The following is a 20,932-nucleotide window of genomic DNA, read 5'->3' on the forward strand; positions in this document are numbered from 1 at the left end:
CAGAAATTGTCATATAAATAAAGAGCAAGGTCGACAATACGGCCTTGCTTTAAAAATTTTAATTTATAAACTTTTTGTAAAATTAATTTTTAAATTATGAAGGCACCCTTCTCATCAATATCAAGAAGTCTTACTTCATAAGAATTTGAAAGCTTATCTAATTTATTTTTGATTTGGTCTTCTGAAGTATTGTCGTCTGCCTTTAAGACCACCATAATAGTGGATCCGGCACCACTTAGGTAGTGGCCAAGTGCTTCTGAATCATCAATAATTTTTTCAATATCATCGATTTCTGGAATTAATTTTAACCTGTAAGGCTCGTGAATTTTATCATCAAGGGCAACTTTTAAGTTTTCTTCATTGCCAGAGATTAATGACAAGATTACCATGGAAAGTCTTGAAAGGTTAAAGACAGCATCTTCCTTTGAGTAAGTCTTTGGCAAGGCATCTCTTGCTTCTTTTGTTGGAAGTTTGAAGTCAGGAATTATTGCCAAGAATTTAAAATTATTTGAAACTTCAAATTCTTCTAGGTAAACTTGATCATCCTTTAGGATTGATGCCACAGCATTGCCAAAAATTGCTGGAGCTACATTGTCTGGGTGGCCTTCCATCTTTGTTGCAAGTTTCAAAATTTCCTTCTTGTCAAAGTCTCTCTTCATGACATCAAAGGCAGCCATGATCCCCATGACAATGCAGGAAGCTGATGATCCAAGACCACGAGAAAGTGGAACATTGGTGTCCACATTAAAGTCCACAGGAAGGGCTTCCTCTCCATAGAAGTCAAAGGCATACTTGTAGGCCTTGTAGATTAAATTTGAATTTATATTATTTTCAAATTCATTTTTGTCATCACTTAACTTAAACTCACAAGTGTTGGCAAGGTCAAGGGCAAGACCAAGGACGTCAAAGCCAGGTCCAAGGTTGGCTGAAGTGGCTGGGACGGAAATTCTCTTGCCACGTCTTGCAAATTTTAAGACCTCTTCTTCAATTTCATTTTTAAGAATTTTTGTCTTGTGAAGAATTTTTTTATTTTTTAATTTTTTAATTTCAGATGGAATCTTAACTCCAGTTTTTTCGTGAAGGATATCAATATTTTCAAACTCATCATCTGAAAGATTTTCCCCTAAAGCTCCTAAGACTGTAGAAGAAAACTTGTAGGGACTTGCTGTTGATAAGATTACTGTCTTATGAAGTCCAAGCTTGTCTACAATATTTTTTGCAACTCCTGTGTGGGGATCCATCAAATAATTTTCTTCTTCAAAGACCTTCTTAATAGTTTCCCTTGTCTCATCTTCCTTGGCAAAACCACACAAGAATTCATGGAAGTCGCTCTTAAATTCAAAGAGACCCTTGTCTTTTAAGTCAGCCATTTTTTCTTTAACGACTTCATCAGATGACTTGTGGAAGATTAGTCTTTCAAGGTTTGATGAAACCAAGATGTCCATGGAAGGAGAAATTGTCTTTACAAGGTCCCTGTTGGCATCGTATCTTCCACTAGTGAAAAAGTCTGTCAAAACATTGTTATCATTTGATGCAATGACAAGATTGTCTATTGGAAGTCCCATTTCCTTTGCGTAATATCCCGCCAAGATGTCTCCAAAGTTTCCCGTAGGAACACAGTAGGAGATTTTTTCTCCGCCACTTATTTTTTTATTCTTGACTAAGTCTGCGTAGGAATAAAAATAGTAGATGATTTGGGGAAGGAGCCTGCCAATGTTTATGGAGTTGGCAGAAGAAAGATAAATATTTTCCTCTTTAAGCTCTTCTTTTATCTTTTCATCGTTAAATATTTTTTTCACAGCAGATTGGGCATCGTCGAAGTTGCCATCAATGGAAATAACCTTTGAATTTAAAGATCCTGTTGTATCCATTTGGGCCTTTTGGATGGAACTCACACCTTCTGTTGGGTATAAGACCAAGATGTCAATGTCTTCTGTGTTGTAAAAACCTTCTAGGGCAGCCTTACCTGTGTCGCCAGATGTTGCAGTCAAAATAAGGGTTTTGTCCTTGATACCAAGAGATTTTTTGGCATAGGCCAAGAGGTTTGGAAGAAGGCAAAGTGCAAAGTCCTTAAAGGCAGAAGTCCTGCCATGATAAAGTTCCAGGTAAAAATCCTTTTGGTAAGAAACTTTTGCAATTTCATCTTCAAAGGATGCGTAGGATTTTTCTATAAGCCCTAACAAGTCGTCCTTGTCAAAGTCTGTGAGATAAAGTGAAAGAATTTTGTGGGCCAAGTCTGTGTAAGACAGGTCCAAGTTCTCCATTATGTCAAAGGCAGGGAAGGATTCTGGGACAAAGAGACCGCCGTCTTCAGAGATTCCTTTGACAATGGCTTCTCTGCCAGAAATTTTTAAATTTGAATTTCTTGTTGATAAAAATTTCATAAATCCTCCTCAATTTCTGCCAAGAAAACTTTGTCGAGATTACCAAGGGAAGCTCTCAAGTTATCAAGGGAAACTTTTTTTGTAATTATTAGGTGTTCGTCATTTATAATTTTTTCTTCTTCTATTAAGTCTTTTAGTTCAGGAGAGACTTCAGAAGTCCTCACATAAAATTTGTTTTCCAAATTATTTTCAACTTCATAGGAATTTCCTGCGTCATAAAAAGTTTTTATTTCTCTTTTTGCAAGGATTCTCAAAAGGTCACGCATAACTGCATCGGCAGTTTCAAGCTTGCCTGCTCCAGGACCCTTGAGTTCGTAGGAAGTGAAGTTTTCTCCCCAGACCTTAACTCCGTTAGTTCCACCAAAAGTTTTTGCAAAGAAATTATCCCTAACAAAAGTAGGAATCACAGAAATATTTATCTTATCATTTGCTAGTTCTGACTTGGCAAGGACCCTAATGGAGTAGCCTCTTTCTTTTGCAAAATCAAAATCAGCTTTCTTTACATTTTCAATGCCAAAAGTAAAAATCTCATCTTCATTGATATTTGAATTGTAAATAAGAGAAGATAAAATTCTTATCTTTCTCATGGCATCAAAGCCTCCAACATCAGCAGTAGGATCTGCTTCTGCATAGCCAAGCTCTTGGGCTTCTTTTAAGACCTCGTCATAGGATGAGCCTTCAACTTCCATCTTTGAAAGGATGTAGTTGGAAGTTCCATTTAAAATTCCTTGGATCTTATTCATTTCGCTGAAGAAGGCCTCTTCCATTAGAGGATGGATTACTGGGATTGCACCAGCAACTGCAGCTTCATAAGAAAAATAAATATTTTTTTCTCTTGCAAGTTCATTTAACTCTTCAAAGTATTTTGAAACTACGGCTTTGTTGGCAGTTACAATATTTTTGCCAGCTTCCATTAATTTAACAATTCTCTCATAAGTTTCTTCAAGACTTGAAGTCACATCAATAACTGTATCCACATCAGAATTTAAAATTTCGTCAAAATCATCTGTGAAGGCAAGGTCACCATCAAGGGGAGACCTTTTTTTATTTTTATTTCTAATTAAAACTTTTTCAATTTTTATATCAAAATTATTTTTTAAGAGGGACTCCCTCTTCTTGTATAAAATTTCTTCGACACCTGTTCCCACAGTGCCAAAGCCCATTATTGCAATTTTCAACTTAAACCTCCAAGACTTTTTTAGCAATTTGCACTGCGTTAGTTGCAGCTCCCTTCCTAATGTTGTCAGCACAAGACCAAAGGTTTAGGCCGTTTTCTACAGTGAAGTCACGTCTAATCCTGCCAACAAAAACTTCATTCTTATCAGCTGACATTAAAGGCATTGGATAAACTTCATTGGCAAGATCATCTTCTAGTACCATGCCAGGGTAGTCTCCAATAATTTTCTTCACATCATCAACTTCAAAAGGATTTTCCACTTCAACGTTAATAGAAATTGAGTGGGAGAACTTAACTGGGACACGAACTGTTGTGGCAGTAACAAGGATAGAGTCGTCGTGAAGGATTTTTTTAGTTTCGTTAATCATCTTCATTTCTTCCTTGGAGTAACCATTGTCTAAGAAGACATCAATTTGTGGAATGCAGTTGTTCTTAATTGGATACTTGTAGGCAAGCTGAGTGCCTTCTTCTAAGTCAGAGATTCCCTTTATGCCAGATCCAGAAACAGATTGGTAAGTAGAATAAATTACCCTCTTGATCTTGTACTTGTCGTGAATTGGTTTAAGTGGAAGTACAGATTGTATAGTTGAACAATTTGGGTTTGCAATAATTCCCTTGTTGTCCTTAATATCTTCAGGATTAATTTCTGGAACAACTAGTGGAACTTCTGGGTCCATCCTAAAGGCAGATGAGTTGTCAACAACAGTTACTCCAGCCTTAGCAGCTATAGGAGCGAACTTTTCACTTACAGAGCCACCAGCAGAGAAGAGGGCAATCTTAATATCCCTTCCTTCAAAGGAATCTTCCTTTAATTCTTCAACAGTGTATTCTTTGCCACAATATTCAATTTTTTTGCCAGCCGATTTTTTTGAGCTAAACAAGTATAAATTGTCAATTGGGAAATTTTCTTCACTTAAAACCTTTAACATCATGCTTCCAACAAGTCCAGTTGCACCAACAACTGCTACATTAACCTTCATCCTTAGTCCTCCTTATAAAATTCTTCATAAATTGCGCGAATTGCTTTTTCAAAATCTTGAGTTTCAACACCAATAATAATATTTATTTCGCTGGAACCCTGGCTAATCATCTTTATATTAACCCCTTCTCTTGCAAGGGCAGTAAAAGTCCTAGAAGACACGCCCTTTTCATTGATCATGCCACGACCAACAACGGCAATGAGGGAGATGTCCCTTTCCCAAGAAATGTTGTCTACGTTTAGATAAATCTTTAACTCTTCAAGAACCTTGTCAAGCTTTGGTGTGATATAGGAATCTGCCACAAGGACAGAAACAGAGTCAATGCTTGAAGGCATGTGCTCAATGGAAATATCATTGGACTCAAAAACTGTAGTTAGCTTTCTGAAGAAGTCCTTCTCAGTATTCATATTTACCTTTTCAAGATTTATAACAGTGAAATCTTTTTTGCCCGAAATACCAGTTAAGATATTTTTATTTTTTATGTCACACTTAGAAAGAATCAAAGTTCCTTCTTCGTGAGGGGCATTAGTATTTTTTATATTTATAGGAATATTTTTGTCCCTGAGTGGGAAGATGGCTTCTTCGTGTAAGACCTTGGCTCCCATGTAGGAAAGCTCCCTCAACTCCTTGTAAGTAATTGTCCCAATAGGAGAGGAGTCCTTGACGATTTTTGGGTCAGCAACCAAAAAGCCAGACACGTCAGTGAAATTTTCATACATTTCAGCATCGAGGGCAGAGGCAATAATAGAACCAGTTACATCAGACCCACCACGAGAAAAAGTTTTGACCTTGCCTTCCTCGTTCTCACCATAAAAACCTGGGACAACAGCATTCTCATGTTTAGTGAGAATGTCCTTAATTTTATCTTCAGACTTAGGAAGGTCAACGACACCATTTGTAAATACAATTAAGTCCCTTGCGTCCACAAAGTCAAAGCCAAGATAGGCTGCAAGGACTTGGGCGCTAATAAACTCGCCACGGCTTATAACAAAGTCGTAGCTTGCTCCATTTGTAATCTCATCTTTGACCTCGGCAAGAATCTTATCAATGTCTATATCCAAAACAAGATCATCAACAATATTTTTAAAAACATTCTCGATGATCTTGTAAACTTCATTAAAATTCAATTCGTGCGCACTTAGCTCATGGCACATTGCTAGAAGGTCAGTGACCTTGTGATTGTTGTTAACTCCTTTTCCAGGCGCAGAAACTACGATGTACTTTCTAGCGTCATCTTCCAGAATAATATCCTTAACTTTTTTCAGCTGGCGAGCATCGGCAAGTGAACTGCCACCAAATTTTGCGACTTTCATCTCTTTCTCCTTTGTAGTAAATGTAAATAAGTAAAAAACTTTTAACAAAATGAAAAATTTTTGATTTGTAAATTAATTGTTATTTCAAATAATTTTATAATTAGAAATTAATTGTTAAGTTAAATAAATTTGTTAATTAGAAAATAATTCTAAAGTCAAAAAAATTGTGAATTAAAATTCAATTCTTAAGTCAAATAAATTTGTGAATTAGAAATTAATTCTTAAATCAAAAAATTGTGAATTAAAACTCAATTAATAACTATCAAAAAAAACCTTACATATATAAGTAAAATGTTAAAAGTAATTTTTTCGATTATACAATTATTTAGCCCAGTTGTCAATTGAAAGAGACTTATAAAAAGAGAGGAAGAAAGAAATCTTGAAAAAAAAACAGAAGTACTACAAAAAAATAAAAATAAAAAAATTTATAGAAGACAAAACTTAAAATTAAAAAAATAAAAAAAGGTCGACTTTAATCGACCTATTATTTATAAAAAATTTTCAATTAAATTTTCAATTTCATTCTTATATTTTGAATCAAAAGTAAACTTGTGTAAATTAGAAAAAGTATGAAGACTAAGAATAACTTTGTCATCGTAAAAAGAATCAATTTTGATACTTTCGATTTTATCAAAAGGAGCGAACTTAATTATAGTCGTAGACCACATAAAAATATTAAGGCCATCAGCCCTTATACCAGGGGATGAGATGATAGAAAAAAGTAAAACAATAGATGATAGGGCCAAAAGAAAGTCTAGTGTCGACCTAGAAGAAAACCGATAAGTCATAAAGAGGACAAGAAGACCAAAGAGACCAATAATAAATAAAAACTTCTTCTCAAGCTTAACAAATACAATATTCTTCCTCTTGAGAGAGAAGTTGTAAAAAATATTTATCAAAAATAAAATGAGAATAAAAAATTTCAAAAATCACCTAGATTTATTATAGGATGAAAGGGAATAACTTGTAAAATAATTGATTTTTTAGAATGTAGAATATCTGATATAATTATTACTTGAATGAGTTCAATGTTTGAAATTTATTTTATTTTCTTTAAAGAGAGGGCATAGAATGAAAAAATTACCATATGATGATTCAAGTCCAAGAGATATATTAAGATATGCAAAAAATTTAATTGGGTTGAGATTTGTAGATGTTTTATCTAATAATATTGAAGATTCTAATGGAAGTTTTTTTGAGGAAGAAGTTGTTAGTTACAATAACCCAAGGAAAAAAGGATCGCTAGGAAACTTATTAGAAGAGCATTACTTTTTTTTACAAACCAAACTCTAGTCCAGAGCCAGACTTTTATAAGGCTGGAGTAGAATTAAAGACAACTCCATATGAAAAGACTAAAAAGGGAATTAGGGCAGGAGAAAGACTTGTAATTTCTATGATTCCTAACTATGAGCCTATTGATTTGGAGTTCGAAGGTTCCCACCTAGAAAAGAAAATATGTAAAATATTAATGGTTTGGTATCACAGATTAAAGGGTCAACCAAGAATAGAAAATGAAATAGATTTTGTAAATTTGTATGAACTTTATAGTGACTTGTGCGAAAAAGATTTAGAAATCATTTTAGAAGACTATAAGACGATAGTTGAAAAAGTAGTTTCTGGTAATGCACACAAATTATCAGAAAGTGATACAAAGTATCTTGGAGCATGTACAAAAGGGACAACAGCTAAGAAAAGTTTACAGCCGCAATATTATAATCCAGATATTCCAGCTAAAAGAAGAGCTTTTTCTTTTAAGCAATCTTATATGACATATGTTTTAAATTCATATGTGAAGCCAGGATTAATGAGTTATGATTCTATTTTTGGTAAAGAGGATTTAAAAGAAGGAAATTTTGATTCACAAGTAATATCAAAAATTAATAAATACAAGGGATTTAGCGTAAAAGAACTTTGTACAATTTTTAATTTACCTACAGACAATACTTCAAAACAAATAAATAAAACTTTAGTTAATAGAATTTTAGGTGTTCACACAGAAAATTCTGAAGAATTTGAAAAGGCTAGCATTGTTATAAAAACAATTAGATTACAGAAAAATGGTAAACCAAAGGAAAGTATGTCTTTTCCAAAAGTTAATATAAAAGATTTTGTTCAACAAGACTTTGAGAGTTCTTATGAATATGAATTTTTTGAAACAACACGTTTTTTATTTGTAGTATTTAAAGAGAATAAAAATGGTGAATATGCTTTAGCAGGATCTAAGTTTTGGAATATGCCTATTGATGAGTTAGAAACAACTGGACAGAATGAATGGAATGCATATAAAGAAAAATTTATAAATGGTGTAAAATTTTCTTTAAGCAGGCAAAAAGATGGAAAACAAATTGTTAAAAATGACTTGCCTAAGAAAACAGATACAAAGATATTCCACATGAGGCCACACGCTAGTAAAAGCGCTTATGTAATAAATGGAAGAAGATATGGAAATGGAAAAGATAGCGACATGGATGAATTGCCTAATGGGGATAAGATGACTAGCCAATGTTTTTGGCTAAATAACGATTATATAGCAAAAATTGTTAGTGATATATAAGGAGAGATTAAGAATAGATGAAATTGACAGTAGCAGAACTGTTTGCAGGGGTTGGTGGTTTTAGGGTAGGACTAAATCATATTGACTCAATAGATGAAAATGGTTTGGCAATTGAAAAAGGAGATTGGGAATTTGTATGGGCAAATCAATTTGAACCATCTACAAAAATGCAGCCAGCTTTTGAGTGTTATGTTAAAAGATTTGGTGAAGAAAAAAACTCAAATGTAGATATAAACAAAGTTGACAAAAAAGAAATACCGGATCACTCCCTATTGGTTGGTGGTTTTCCATGTCAAGATTATTCAGTTGCTAGGTCTTTATCTAAAGAAATGGGAATTGAGGGTAAAAAGGGAGTTTTGTTTTGGGATATTAAAGATGTAATAGTTGAAAAAAATCTCCATTTATATTGTTAGAAAACGTTGATAGACTTTTGAAATCCCCAGCATCTCAAAGGGGAAGAGACTTTGCTATAATGTTAAAAACTTTTAATGAATTAGGCTATGATGCTCAGTGGAGAGTTATAAATGCTGGGGACTATTCGATGCCACAAAAAAGAAGAAGAGTTTTTATTTTTGCTTATAAAAATAATTCACAATTTTCTCAATGGGTAAAAGAAGGAAGTTTAAACTTAAATGAAAAGAATATTTTCAATGATTTATTCCCAGTAGAAGAAATTAAAGAACATGAAACAATTAATTTAAATAATTATGAAGATATCCTAGATGTTTCAAATAATTTTAATAATGGAAAATTTTTAGAATCAGGTATAATGATTGATGGAGAAATCGAACATTCTAAAATTATTCCAATATCAGAAAGCAAATACACACTTTCAAGAGTTCTAGATGAAGCTAAAGGATATAATACCTCATTAGATGAATTTGTTGTAGAAGATGAAAAACTTGAAAAATGGAAGTATTTAAAAGGTTCTAAGAGAATCGAAAGAACTTCAGCAAATGGACATAAATATATTTATAGTGAAGGTTCCATGTCTTTCCCAGAAAATGTAGATGAACCTGCAAGAACAATGCTTACGAGTGAAGGGACAACGAATAGGTCGTCGCATATAATTTATGACAAAGATATTGAAAAATATAGAATTTTAACTCCAGTTGAGTGCGAATTAATTCAAATGTTTCCACCTAACTGGACAGATACAATGCCAAGAAGAAATAGATATTTTATGATGGGAAATGCCTTAGTTACTGGAATAATATCCAGACTTGAGCCAAGGTTAAAAGAAATAATTAGTAATGAGAAATAAATAAAAAAAGCAGAGTCTAAATTTTGGATAGACTCTGCTTTTTAAATTCATATAAATAGATAATTAAACTCTGATTAGAAATTTTCTCTTAAACAAAACTCTTCATTGATTTTTATAATTATCAAAACGAAAACTTTTAGTATTGTATAGTAATCTTGTTTATGATCAGAAACATCGTTGGTATTACTACCATGTAAATATCGATTTCTTATCGATAAACCATTGTCATATTTGCGATTATTAAGGACATAGTTCAAATAATTTTGTTCTGGTTTAGAAAAAAGCTTATTTTCTATAATAATTTTTTTATCATTAATTAAAGAGTTTAGAACTTTTTTATTTTTATAATAATTTAAACATAAAACTTCATTATAGTAAAAATCTTTCAATATTTTACATAAATCATTATTTAAGTTTAAATATCCATAAAAATCTTCATATATTATATTCTTGGATTTTAGGTACTTTAAAGTTTCTATCTGATAATTACTAAAGTCTAATATCTTTAATTTTTTGTGTTTTAATAATTGTTCAAAATTATCTTGCATTTTTTCAACTGAAGTATGATTAATAATTGATTGATCAGAGTACAGCAAATTAGATATACCAATAAGCTCTGAATCTAAAATATATCCATATTTACTTGACGAGAAACTGGGTAGATTATCCAAGGAAACAGAGTTTCGCGAAATTTCGATAAGTTCTCTATCTATTGAATTGTAATTAACATATAAATTGTATTGTTTTAATAAAGAGTCCATCTCAGAACATAAATTTCTAACTTTTTCTAGGTATGTGGAATTTTCCGAACATGGAGAAAATTTAAATCCATACACTTCAAATTCATCTTTTAGGTAATCTTCAAAAAACCATTTAAACAAAAATTCTATTTCTACATTGTATTTCTTTAACTCATTCTCATAAGCAATAATTTGTACGGAATGAAGAATTTCTTTTTGTGAGAAAGCAATTCCTTTTTCATAATACTTAATACCTTTTAAACCCGTAAATTTTTCTAGAGGTGAAAACTCACATTCTTTAGATGGAAAGTTGGACCTAAAAAACATATCTGTATAGTTGAATAGATAAATGAAATTATTTAATAAAGTTGGATTATCTAAATTATCCTTAATCCAATCACTACTATAAATAAACCTAGGTACTAAAGGATTATAAGAACGAACTTCAACAATATCAGTAGTGTTGCTAAATTCTACCTCTGCACCAAATTTAAAACCTGATTTTGAATTAAATACTTTATCTATATTCTCCTCATATTTTTTCTTAGCATTTAATCTCATTAAATCGTTTATTGGAAAATCTTTATTTGAACCCGAATTAAATATTATTTTTAGATAATTTGGATTATATGATTGAGAGTTTATATAGCCATTTACAATATCTATTTGTTGTTCTATTGTTAAAGACTTTGGTAAGAAATATTTTATAGGTTTGTCTTCTCTTTCAACAAGTCTGTATTCTATAAGTATTTCAGCAGTTGAATTCGAGAGTCGCATATAATTTGCAATCTCTTTATCAAAGTAATTCACAAGATTTTTGTGCTCTAAAAGATAGGATAAGTGAACTTTTTCATAGTTTAAAAAATTTTCAAACGTCTCGTTTGTTATGTTTTCAAAAATATTATATTTATCAAAGAGAGACCAAAAATCATCAATGTATTGATTGCTGATTTTTGAATATATCAATCTTAAATTCTCAGGTTTAATTTTAGAAAAATAGGAACTTATGAAAGGCATAAATTTTAAAGTAGAACGTTTTAATTCATCATAAGTAGCTTCACTCCAACTTTGAAGTTTTGAACCACTCTTAAAAATTAAATAAATATTGTAAAGTTCTAAAATAACGTTAATATCATCAATCTTTGAGCTGGTTGGATTATTTCTTATAATTTTCTCTGATTTATCTAAATAAAATCCTAAAGATAGGTCATTAATTCCATAGTATTTCACACCATCGTAATTTGATTTCAAAAAACTCACCTCAAAAATATTTCAAAAACAAATAAAAACTTATAATATTAAAACTTCAATTTGAATTAATTATAACTTATTTTTTAAATCTACTACAGAAATAAAGAATTATTATTCAACTAAAAAAGTTTTAGTACAAAAAAGACCCTAGTCGTAACTAAGGTCTTGTAAGTTTCTATTAACTTTTATTCCCACTCTTCTTTTCTAAACGTCCGATATATCCCAAACCATTCAAAATACTATATTCTATTTTTTACAATATCCATAAATCCACCTAATTATAGGGCATTTTTAGATTTTTAGTCCCGTCCCAGTCCCAGTACCGGAGAAACTCTTTTTGAGAATATAGTTGTGATTTTACAACTTTAAATTCATCATTACATAAATATTTAAAATTTACTAATTTTTAATTCATTAATATCAGCATTAGTATATCAAATAATTATTTAATTCATTTTCTCTTATATCTAAAGCATTTCTTTATTACACTCATCAATTATATATTGAGGTATGGTGTTATATTCTCTTGGATCTAATTGAAATAAATAGTCATTTTCTACGTGAAAAGTTTCATTTATAAATTTTCTTATAACATCATTATCATGGTTGTCATTAAATGCAATTCTATACAACTGCAATTTTTCATAATTACTTTCACTGTCTGCATATAAATTCTTTAATATAGTCTTATTTTGTGTTTTCTTTAACTCAACTTCATAATCGAAATCTGGTATTAATTTTTTTTATTTCATCACTTGCTTTGCAAATCTCTTCATTTTTCATTTTCCTACACTGTTCTTTTCCCGAAGATGCATCGAAATATTTAAATATAGGTTCCTCTCTTTTATGGAAGAGATTTGATATCAATTGATAAGAGAATGAATTTTTGTCTTGAATCTCTTCTAATCTTCTCATATATACAAGTTTATTTAAAATATCTATTTCAGATGATATGCTTGATTTAGCAATATCAACAAAAGATTTAATATCATTTTTACTAATATTTTTTTCTGATAACACACCATTATTTGTGGATAGAAATGCAGCTTTAGGTGCTGGATTAAATAGATGACTCATATTTTTAATTGAATCAATAACAGTATTAAATTCATGTGTCAATAAAAGAACAGTCCTATCCTTTAAACATTTTTTGCCCATAAATAGCATATTAATAATAGCAAATTTTTTATTCCCATCGAATGATGATATCGGATCATCTAATATTACCAAATCAGGATTTGTCCTCAATATATCATACATAAATAAAACTAAAGCGAATGCATTTTTTTCGCCATAACTTAAATGATTATTCACTGAATTAACATTACTCGTGTTATCTATATGCTTTAAAACTAAGTGATAGTTGTTGACATCATCATATTCAATTGAAACTCTATACTTATATCCTGCATAATATAAAAAATCATTTATTTCAGAACTATATTCTTCAATTGTCTCTTTGATATGCTTCTTTTGTTTATTTATTTCACCTTGTAACTGTCCTGCTTTTAGTAAAACTTCATCTAAACTAGAATTTATCACTCTAACTTTTTCCATAGTCAACTCAGAGTTTAGGTGTGAGTAATAGGATAAATCAATCTTATATTTATTCAATTCATCAGCAATTTTCTCTGAATATTTTAACGAGTGGAAGCCTATGTTTTTTAATCCATTCAATCGAGTCAATAATACTTCAATCTGTTTTTTAATTTCTGTCAAATAGTTTATTTGTTCTTCAGATATGTTTGTAGCATTTTTAGTGATTTCTTTTATTTTTTTCTGTTTCTATACTAAAATATGGATTTAAAAGCTCAAAGACTTCCAACATCTTATTTAAATGTTCAACAGATTTTGTATCGTATTCTTCACTAACTTTTAAAATTGTTTTTTTCCTAACTTCTTCTACTTCATTCGCACAATAAGGGCATATATTATCCATATCTAAATAACTTTTACCATCCATTTGCCATTTAAGCCATTTAACATTGTTCTCATGTTTTAAATAGCTAGAATATACTTCTAAACCTTTGGGGATATTTTCTATTTTATTTCCCTTTCCTATACCTTTAGCAATTGAGCCAGCTGCAGAATATCCTGATTTAGCTTTACCAAAACCAGAAATAAAGTTCTGAAATGAATTTATTAAATCATCTAATTCTGGATGTTCTTTAAAAGTTAGATTTATTTTTTTTTAAAAGTTCTTTTATCTCTTTTGTATGATTTTCATATTGACTAGTTTTTATAAAAATTTCAAAACTATTTTTTATTAACTCATTTGGTTGAAAAATATAATCTGAAACATATTTTTCATTAAAAATCGCAACGCTATTAAGTGTTTCATTACAGGTAATTTTTGGTTCATGCTTGCTGTCTATATCATAATACTTAAATGGAAGTAATTCTTTCATTTTTGATTCATCGTCTGTTATAGTTGCTTCTATAGCTTTTGCAATAGTTGACTTACCTGTACCATTAATGGCATATTTAATATTAAGTCTTCCTTCAATTAGTTTTATATTTCCTTCATCTACATTGTTGCAATTCATTATTTTTATATCCATTTTAATACCTCAATAATACATTAAAAAGCAATATCAATTTAGTGTCAATTCATATTGCTTCTACTTAGAATTTTGGAAATTATTTGAACAAATCGCTCTTATAAATTTTATTTTATAAATATAATTTATTTATCCAATAACAATCCAAATGCCATCACGCTTTGATTCAATTCTTTCTATCATTTTCTTTTCTTGTAAAGATTTGAATGTCCTTTCGATAGTCCTCTTTGTTACACCTATTTTTTCTGAAAGTTCAATTGATGTTAAGCTTGGATTTTCTATCAAAAGTTCAATCACTTTCTTTTCAGTCTTATTCAAACCGACATTCAAACCGACATTTTTATTGTCTATCTGATCAACTACTTCTTGATTAAAAGGAATAGTACATCTAATATATTTGCTTTCAATTTCAAAAACATCTTTACAATATTTTTCTATAATCGTAGGAATCCCAAGTCCGGTGTGTTTAGTTAGTCCCATATTTAGAAATATCCTCATCAATATTGCGTTTCTACGCTTACTTATTCCATCAAAAAATTGCTCTTTTGTCATTCCATCAGGAAGACCACCATGCGATAATATGTCAAGTCTATGATTAAACATTGAAATCTGTGGCTCAGTGATTGTCCAATCGTTATGAACTAAAGCATTTAAAATTGCCTCATTAACACATTTAGAATCAAATAAATATGTATCTTCTCTGGGTCTTACTGTCGTATCAGAAATACATATATTCTCAGCCTGCAATCTGTTTTCTATTTTTCCACAAGTCGTTAATATGCATCCATACCCATAATCGCTTCTTTAAGATATAGAAGCTTTATTCTGTCCTTGGAATTTCACAAAAATAAAGGGAATATTATTTTTATCAAATAATAGTTCTGCCAGTAAATTATATTCTCCGGCTTCATTTCTTAAATTCAAATTAGTTTCAAAAGATTTATCGTCCAAATGATAATTTTTTTCCGAATAATATATCTTAAGTTCCCTAAACGATAAATCAGATGAATTTGATTTTTTCTTAAGCATGTATTCATTATCTATAAATTTTTTCTCATATCGAATTTTTATCTGCTCTGGTGTCATCTCTTTACAGGTTGTTCCGATTCGTATTGTGCATCCTGTGGAAGAAAATCCATATTTCTTTTGACAATAAATATGATAATGTCCTTTATTTAAATGAATTACTATTAAAGTTTTCCCTTCATCAAATTTAAGCTCTGAACTGATTTAATCTTGTGGGTTCAGTTCTAGTTGAGTTGTTATAATATCAGATATTTTTCTAAGAACTTCATCAACTTTTTCTACACCGACAACAACACCATTATCTTTTACTCCGATAATAATTGATCCTCCTACACTATTAAGGAAAGATACTATTTCCTTTGTAATTGTATCTGTGTATTTTTCTTTTAATTCCATTGTTTCTGACTCTATATATAGGTTCATTGCAGTCCTCCTCTAACATAATTATCATATCATATTGGCGACAGTACGAGAATTCAAACCGACATTTTATTGTCGCATAATTTATTTGCTAAATTATGTACAATATATACACTCAAAAAGACCGCAGTTTGAAGCTACGGTCTAATATTTTGTCCAAATGTAAACCATTTGGAACTATTATTTAGTTTATTCTTTTTAGCTTCCAGTACCATTTGAGTACCAGTAGCCATTTTTCATTCTCTTTATAGCTTGTAATTAAGCCATTTTAGAAAATTTTGCAATTATTCCCATTCAATTGTTGCTGGGGGTTTTGATGTTATATCATATACTATCCTATTTATGTGGTCTACTTCATTTACTATTCTATTTGACACCTTATCCAATATTTCCCAAGGTATTCTTGTGAAGTCGGCTGTCATAAAGTCTGTTGTTGACACTGCACGAAGGGCAAGTGTATAGTCGTAAGTTCTAAAGTCGCCCATTACTCCTACTGTCCTGTTGTTTGTTAGGACCGCGAAATATTGGTTGATGTCTTCTAGTTTTGCTTTTTCTAATTCGTCTCTAAAGATTTTGTCTGCATCACGAAGTATGTCTAATTTTTCTTTTGTGATTTCGCCCATTACTCTTATGGCAAGTCCTGGTCCAGGGAAGGGTTGTCTGTCTACTAGGTAGTCTGCAAGTCCTAGTTCTCTTCCAAGGTCACGTACTTCGTCTTTAAATAGCATGCGGAGTGGCTCGATGATTTCTTTGAAGTCTACGAAGTCTGGTAGTCCGCCTACGTTGTGGTGGGACTTTATTACTGCTGAGTCGCCTAGTCCTGATTCAATTACGTCTGGGTAAATTGTTCCTTGTGCTAGGTAGTCTACTGCTTTTATTTTTTGTCCTTCTTCTTCAAAAACTCTTATGAATTCTTCACCAATGATTTTTCTTTTTCTTTCGGGGTCTGTTACACCAGATAGTTTATCTAAAAATCTTTTTTCTGCGTCTACTCTTATGAAGTGCATGCCTGAGTCTTTAAAGGCTTCTTCTACTTCGTCGCCTTCGTCTTTTCTCATTAGTCCGTGGTCAACGAAGATGCATGTTAGATTTTCGCCAACTGCTTTTGATAGTAGGGCTGCTGTTACTGATGAGTCAACTCCACCTGATAGGGCAAGGAGGACTTTTCCGTCGCCAACTTTTTCTTTTATTTCTTGGATGGATTTTTTTGCATAGTTTTCCATTGTCCAATCTTTTTTTGCTCCACAGATTTCTACTGCAAAGTTTTCTAACATTTTTTTGCCGTGAACTGAATGGTTTACTTCTGGATGGAATTGTAGTGCATAAAGTTTTTTCTCACCATTTACCATGCCAGCTACTGGACAGTTTTCGCTCTTTGCTATTATTTCAAAGCCTTCTGGAACTTTATTAACTCTATCCACGTGGCTCATCCAAACTGTTTCTTCTTTTGCTAGGTCTTTAAAGATTGGTGATTCTTTTGTTTCGATTTCTGTTTTTCCAAATTCTCTTTCTTTTGGTGCTTTTATAACTTCTCCACCAAGTGTGTGGGCCATGATTTGCATTCCGTAGCAAAGTCCAAGTACTGGTATGCCTTTGTCGAAGATTTCTTTTTCTATTTGTGGTGCTCCTTCTTCATAAACTGAGTTAGGTCCACCTGTAAAAATTATTCCTTCAACGTTGTCTCTATTTTCTAATTCTTTTAAGGCCTTGTTGTATGGTACAACTTCGCAGTAAATGTTAAGATCTCTTATTCGTCTTGCTATTAACTGATTGTATTGGCCACCAAAGTCAACTACTAGTATCATATTAACCTCCTCATCATTTAGTACATTTTATAATAAAATTTTAATTTTGTATAGTTTCACATGAGAGTAACTTATTTAAATTAAGTAATTAGCCTATTTATATTGACATTAAATATTAGTAACAATATAATTTATAGAGATGTGTTGAACGGGATTTTTATTGTAAAATATGCCATTTAATGATAGAATAATACGTCAGGTAAAAGGAGTGGTAAAATGGGTTTAATGGAAAAGATTTTTGGTACCTACAGCGATAGGGAACTTAAAAAAATCGAGCCCCTTGTAAATAAAGTTATGAGTCTCGAAGGTGAGATGGAAAAGCTTTCAGACAACGAGCTTAAAAATAAAACTGAAGAATTTAAAAATAGAATTAAGAATGGTGAAACAACTGATGACCTACTTCCAGAAGCTTTTGCTGTTGTAAGAGAAGCTGCTTGGAGAGTTCTTGGCATGAAGCACTTTAGGGTCCAAGTTATTGGTGGTATTGTTCTTCACCAAGGTAGAATTGCAGAAATGAGAACTGGTGAAGGTAAGACACTTGTTGCTACACTTCCAGCTTACTTAAATGCCCTTGAAGGCAAGGGAACTCACGTTGTTACTGTCAACGACTACTTGGCTAGCCGTGATAGGGACTGGATGGGTAAGGTTTATGAATTCCTAGGTCTTAGCGTTGGATGTATTATCCACGACATGGACCAAGAGGACAGGAAGGCTGCTTACAATTCTGATATCACTTATGGTACTAACAACGAATTTGGTTTCGACTACCTAAGAGATAACATGGTTATATATAAGGAAGAAATGGTTCAAAGAGGACTTCACTATTGTATCGTCGACGAAGTTGACTCAATTTTAATTGACGAAGCGAGAACACCTCTTATTATTTCTGGTCAAGGTGATGAATCTGTTGACTTATATGTTAGGGCAAGAGATTTTGTAAACACTCTTAGCCACAGAATCAAGTCTCAAGATGAAATTGATCTTGAAAGATTTAACAGGGAATTCGAAGAAGAAACTGTAGACTATGTAATAGATGAAAAAGATAAGACTGCAACTCTTACTGACAAGGGTATTGCTAAGGCCGAAAAATATTTTGGCATTGAAAACTTATCTGATGCAGAAAACATGGAATTATCTCACCACATCAACCAAGCCCTTAAGGCAGCAGGTACAATGCACAGAGATATTGACTATGTTGTAAAAGATGGCGAAGTAATAATTGTTGACGAATTCACTGGCCGTCTAATGTATGGTAGAAGATACTCCGAAGGTCTTCACCAAGCTATCGAAGCAAAAGAAGGTCTAGAAGTAAGAGCTGAATCAAAGACTCTTGCAACAATTACCTTCCAAAACTACTTTAGAATGTATGATAAGCTTGCTGGTATGACAGGTACTGCTATGACAGAAGAAGGCGAGTTTAGAGATATTTATAACATTGACGTTGTTGAAATCCCAACAAATAAACCTGTGCAAAGAGATGACGACAATGACCACATCTATATTAATGAAGATGCAAAATTCAAGGCAGTTACAAGAGAAATTGCTGAGGCAAATAAGAAAGGTCAACCAGTCCTAGTTGGTACTGTGTCAATTGACAAGTCTGAAGCTCTTTCTAAATATTTAAAACGTGCTGGCATTAAGCACAATGTCTTAAACGCCAAAAATCACGAACAAGAGTCTGAAATAGTTGCCCAAGCAGGTCGTTTCGGTCAAGTTACTATTGCCACAAACATGGCTGGTCGTGGTACCGACATTGTACTTGGTGGTAACCCAGAATATCTTGCAAAGAAGGAACTTAAGAAGCAAGGCATGGAAGATGAAATGCTAGAATATGCAGACTCATACTTCAAGACTGATGACCCAGAAATCATTAAGGCAAGAGAAGATTATCAAGCTCTTGTTAAAAAATTCAAGGTTGAAACAGACAAGGAAGCTGAAGAAGTTAAGAAGGTTGGCGGACTTAGAATTATTGGTACAGAAAGACACGAGTCAAGACGTATTGATAACCAATTGCGTGGTCGTTCAGGACGTCAAGGAGACCCAGGTTCTTCAAGATTCTACATCTCAGCAGATGACGATTTAATTAGACTATTTGCTGGAGACAGATTTAAAGACACAATGGTTAAGCTTGATCCAGAAGAAGACGAACCAATCGAACACAAAATCCTTACAAGACTAATAGAGTCAGCTCAAAGAAAAGTAGAAGGTAACAACTTTAGTATTCGTAAGAACGTCCTAAAATATGATGACGTTATGAACAAGCAAAGAGAAGTTATCTATGCAGAAAGAAGAAGAGTTCTTGAAGGTGAAAACCTAAGAGACGACATCATTGCAATGAGAAATGATGTAATAGATAAGACTATTGACTTCTACAACAAGCTAGATGATAACAACAAAAACTATCTTGACTTTGAATCAATAAGAAACTTTGGTGTGGCTACTTTTGATTTTGAAGAAGACTTCTTAAAGAAACTTGAAAATCCTACAGTGGATTCACTAAAGGCTTATATAAAAGAACTTGCTGATGCAAAATATCAAGAAAAAGAAGAAGACTTCGGCGAAGAAAAATTCAGAGAAATTGAAAGAGTTGCCCTTCTTCAAAATGTTGACCAAAAGTGGATGGACCACATCGATGCAATGGATCAACTAAGAAAGGGAATTGGACTTCGTGCAGTTGGTCAAACTGACCCAGTAAGAGCCTACGCAGAAGAAGGCTTCGATATGTTCGAAGCAATGAACGAATCAATTAAAGAAGACACAGTTAAAATGCTTTACCACGTAGTTAACCCTGAAAGAGTACAAAGGGTTAGGGTAGCAAAGGAAGTTGAAACTGTAAATCCAGATGACGGAAAGAAAAAACCTTACGTTAGAAAAAAAGAAAAAGTAGGAAGAAATGATCCATGTCCTTGCGGAAGTGGAAAAAAATATAAAAACTGTCACGGAAAATATGAATAAGATATAATAGAGAAACTCTGGTAGAGATGCCAGAGTTTTTTTGTGTATATTTTTTGCTTAGAATTTTTTGAAGACATAAATTTTTTATTGAGTGTTAGCTTGCTAAGCCTATAAGTCTTTACAAACTTAAAATTTTTATATGATACAATTAAGACAAAAATACTATTTGAAAAGGAGATATAAAATGAAGGGAAGAGCGACGAATACTTTAAGAAGGTTGGTCCAGATGCCCACCTAATTGTTGCTAGTTACCCAAGACTTTTTGATGTGTCGCCAGGTCTTGGACTGTAAGTAGACGGTGAACTTCCTTTGACAAAGTATGATATGAAAAAGATTATAGACGAAATTGATGGTCTATCCAAATATACTTGTATTGATGATGACCATGCAGAGACTATGACAGAAGAAGAGTTTTTTAGTCGCATTAATTCACTTAAAGAAATCGAAATATTTCCTGCTGAAGAAATCTATAATTTATAATTTGAGAGTAAAAAAAGAACCT

At 32.0% G+C, this 20,932-nt stretch carries 17 protein-coding genes and 1 pseudogene; 6 read left to right on the forward strand and 12 right to left on the reverse strand.

What is annotated here, in order from left to right; genetic code table 11:
• Window positions 1-89 precede the first annotated feature (89 nt).
• From thrB to I6I93_RS06465, 4 genes are read right to left on the reverse strand one after another with little or no spacing between them, the layout of a single operon-like run.
• Window positions 90-2,384, reverse strand: coding sequence for a homoserine kinase (thrB, locus tag I6I93_RS06450; protein ID WP_112889879.1), 2,295 nt, complete (start codon window positions 2,382-2,384; stop codon window positions 90-92).
• Window positions 2,381-3,562 carry a homoserine dehydrogenase gene (locus tag I6I93_RS06455; protein WP_112889880.1) on the reverse strand — a complete coding sequence of 394 codons (1,182 nt, stop codon included), beginning with the start codon at window positions 3,560-3,562 and terminating at the stop codon, window positions 2,381-2,383. Before I6I93_RS06455 ends, thrB begins: the two co-directional genes overlap by 4 nt.
• 1 nt (window position 3,563) lies before the next feature.
• On the reverse strand, window positions 3,564-4,541 hold the full coding sequence (locus I6I93_RS06460) for an aspartate-semialdehyde dehydrogenase (protein WP_112889881.1): 978 nt from the start codon (window positions 4,539-4,541) through the stop codon (window positions 3,564-3,566).
• A gap of 2 nt (window positions 4,542-4,543) precedes the next feature.
• Window positions 4,544-5,854, reverse strand: coding sequence for an aspartate kinase (locus tag I6I93_RS06465; protein WP_112889882.1), 1,311 nt, complete (start codon window positions 5,852-5,854; stop codon window positions 4,544-4,546).
• A 612-nt stretch (window positions 5,855-6,466) separates the two neighbouring features.
• Here I6I93_RS06465 and I6I93_RS06470 point away from each other — a divergent pair.
• From I6I93_RS06470 to dcm, 4 genes and pseudogenes are all read left to right on the forward strand, one after another.
• The gene (locus tag I6I93_RS06470) at window positions 6,467-6,637 is read left to right on the forward strand and encodes a hypothetical protein (protein WP_172605466.1); all 171 of its coding nucleotides are present in this window, start codon (window positions 6,467-6,469) and stop codon (window positions 6,635-6,637) included.
• A 288-nt stretch (window positions 6,638-6,925) separates the two neighbouring features.
• Entirely contained in the window at window positions 6,926-7,147 is a 222-nt protein-coding gene (locus I6I93_RS06475) for a hypothetical protein (RefSeq protein WP_201621232.1), read from the forward strand.
• The gene (locus I6I93_RS06480) at window positions 7,119-8,408 is read left to right on the forward strand and encodes a Sau3AI family type II restriction endonuclease (protein ID WP_201621272.1); all 1,290 of its coding nucleotides are present in this window, start codon (window positions 7,119-7,121) and stop codon (window positions 8,406-8,408) included. Before I6I93_RS06475 ends, I6I93_RS06480 begins: the two co-directional genes overlap by 29 nt.
• 17 nt (window positions 8,409-8,425) lie before the next feature.
• Window positions 8,426-9,672: pseudogene (gene dcm, locus I6I93_RS06490) on the forward strand (DNA (cytosine-5-)-methyltransferase).
• Window positions 9,673-9,746: 74 nt separating this feature from the next.
• On the opposite strand, the gene I6I93_RS06495 reads toward dcm, so the two are convergent.
• From I6I93_RS06495 to guaA, 8 genes are all read right to left on the reverse strand, one after another.
• The gene (locus I6I93_RS06495; RefSeq protein WP_070700492.1) at window positions 9,747-11,663 is read right to left on the reverse strand and encodes a hypothetical protein; all 1,917 of its coding nucleotides are present in this window, start codon (window positions 11,661-11,663) and stop codon (window positions 9,747-9,749) included.
• A gap of 714 nt (window positions 11,664-12,377) precedes the next feature.
• Window positions 12,378-13,220, reverse strand: coding sequence for an AAA family ATPase (locus tag I6I93_RS06500; RefSeq protein ID WP_236587168.1), 843 nt, complete (start codon window positions 13,218-13,220; stop codon window positions 12,378-12,380).
• 199 nt (window positions 13,221-13,419) lie between these two features.
• Window positions 13,420-13,602 carry a hypothetical protein gene (locus I6I93_RS06505; protein ID WP_146740968.1) on the reverse strand — a complete coding sequence of 61 codons (183 nt, stop codon included), beginning with the start codon at window positions 13,600-13,602 and terminating at the stop codon, window positions 13,420-13,422.
• Between the two features lie 229 nt (window positions 13,603-13,831).
• Entirely contained in the window at window positions 13,832-14,209 is a 378-nt protein-coding gene (locus I6I93_RS06510; protein WP_146740969.1) for a hypothetical protein, read from the reverse strand.
• A 144-nt stretch (window positions 14,210-14,353) separates the two neighbouring features.
• Entirely contained in the window at window positions 14,354-14,971 is a 618-nt protein-coding gene (locus tag I6I93_RS09270; RefSeq protein WP_236587169.1) for an ATP-binding protein, read from the reverse strand.
• Between the two features lie 57 nt (window positions 14,972-15,028).
• Window positions 15,029-15,310, reverse strand: a complete 282-nt coding sequence (locus tag I6I93_RS09275; RefSeq protein ID WP_236587170.1) for a hypothetical protein — start codon at window positions 15,308-15,310, stop codon at window positions 15,029-15,031.
• A 144-nt stretch (window positions 15,311-15,454) separates the two neighbouring features.
• The gene (locus I6I93_RS09280; protein ID WP_236587171.1) at window positions 15,455-15,673 is read right to left on the reverse strand and encodes an AlbA family DNA-binding domain-containing protein; all 219 of its coding nucleotides are present in this window, start codon (window positions 15,671-15,673) and stop codon (window positions 15,455-15,457) included.
• A 281-nt stretch (window positions 15,674-15,954) separates the two neighbouring features.
• Window positions 15,955-17,475 (reverse strand): glutamine-hydrolyzing GMP synthase, encoded by a 1,521-nt coding sequence (gene guaA, locus I6I93_RS06520; RefSeq protein ID WP_112889887.1) that lies wholly within the window; start codon window positions 17,473-17,475, stop codon window positions 15,955-15,957.
• Between the two features lie 216 nt (window positions 17,476-17,691).
• Here guaA and secA point away from each other — a divergent pair, with 216 nt between their 5' ends.
• A complete protein-coding gene (gene secA / locus I6I93_RS06525) occupies window positions 17,692-20,430 on the forward strand; it encodes a preprotein translocase subunit SecA (protein ID WP_112889888.1) in 2,739 nt (912 codons plus the stop codon).
• A 309-nt stretch (window positions 20,431-20,739) separates the two neighbouring features.
• A complete protein-coding gene (locus I6I93_RS06530; protein ID WP_172605467.1) occupies window positions 20,740-20,910 on the forward strand; it encodes a hypothetical protein in 171 nt (56 codons plus the stop codon).
• Window positions 20,911-20,932: the final 22 nt, after the last annotated feature.

Source organism: Peptoniphilus harei (assembly GCF_016726485.1).
GTDB lineage: Bacteria > Bacillota > Clostridia > Tissierellales > Peptoniphilaceae > Peptoniphilus_A > Peptoniphilus_A harei.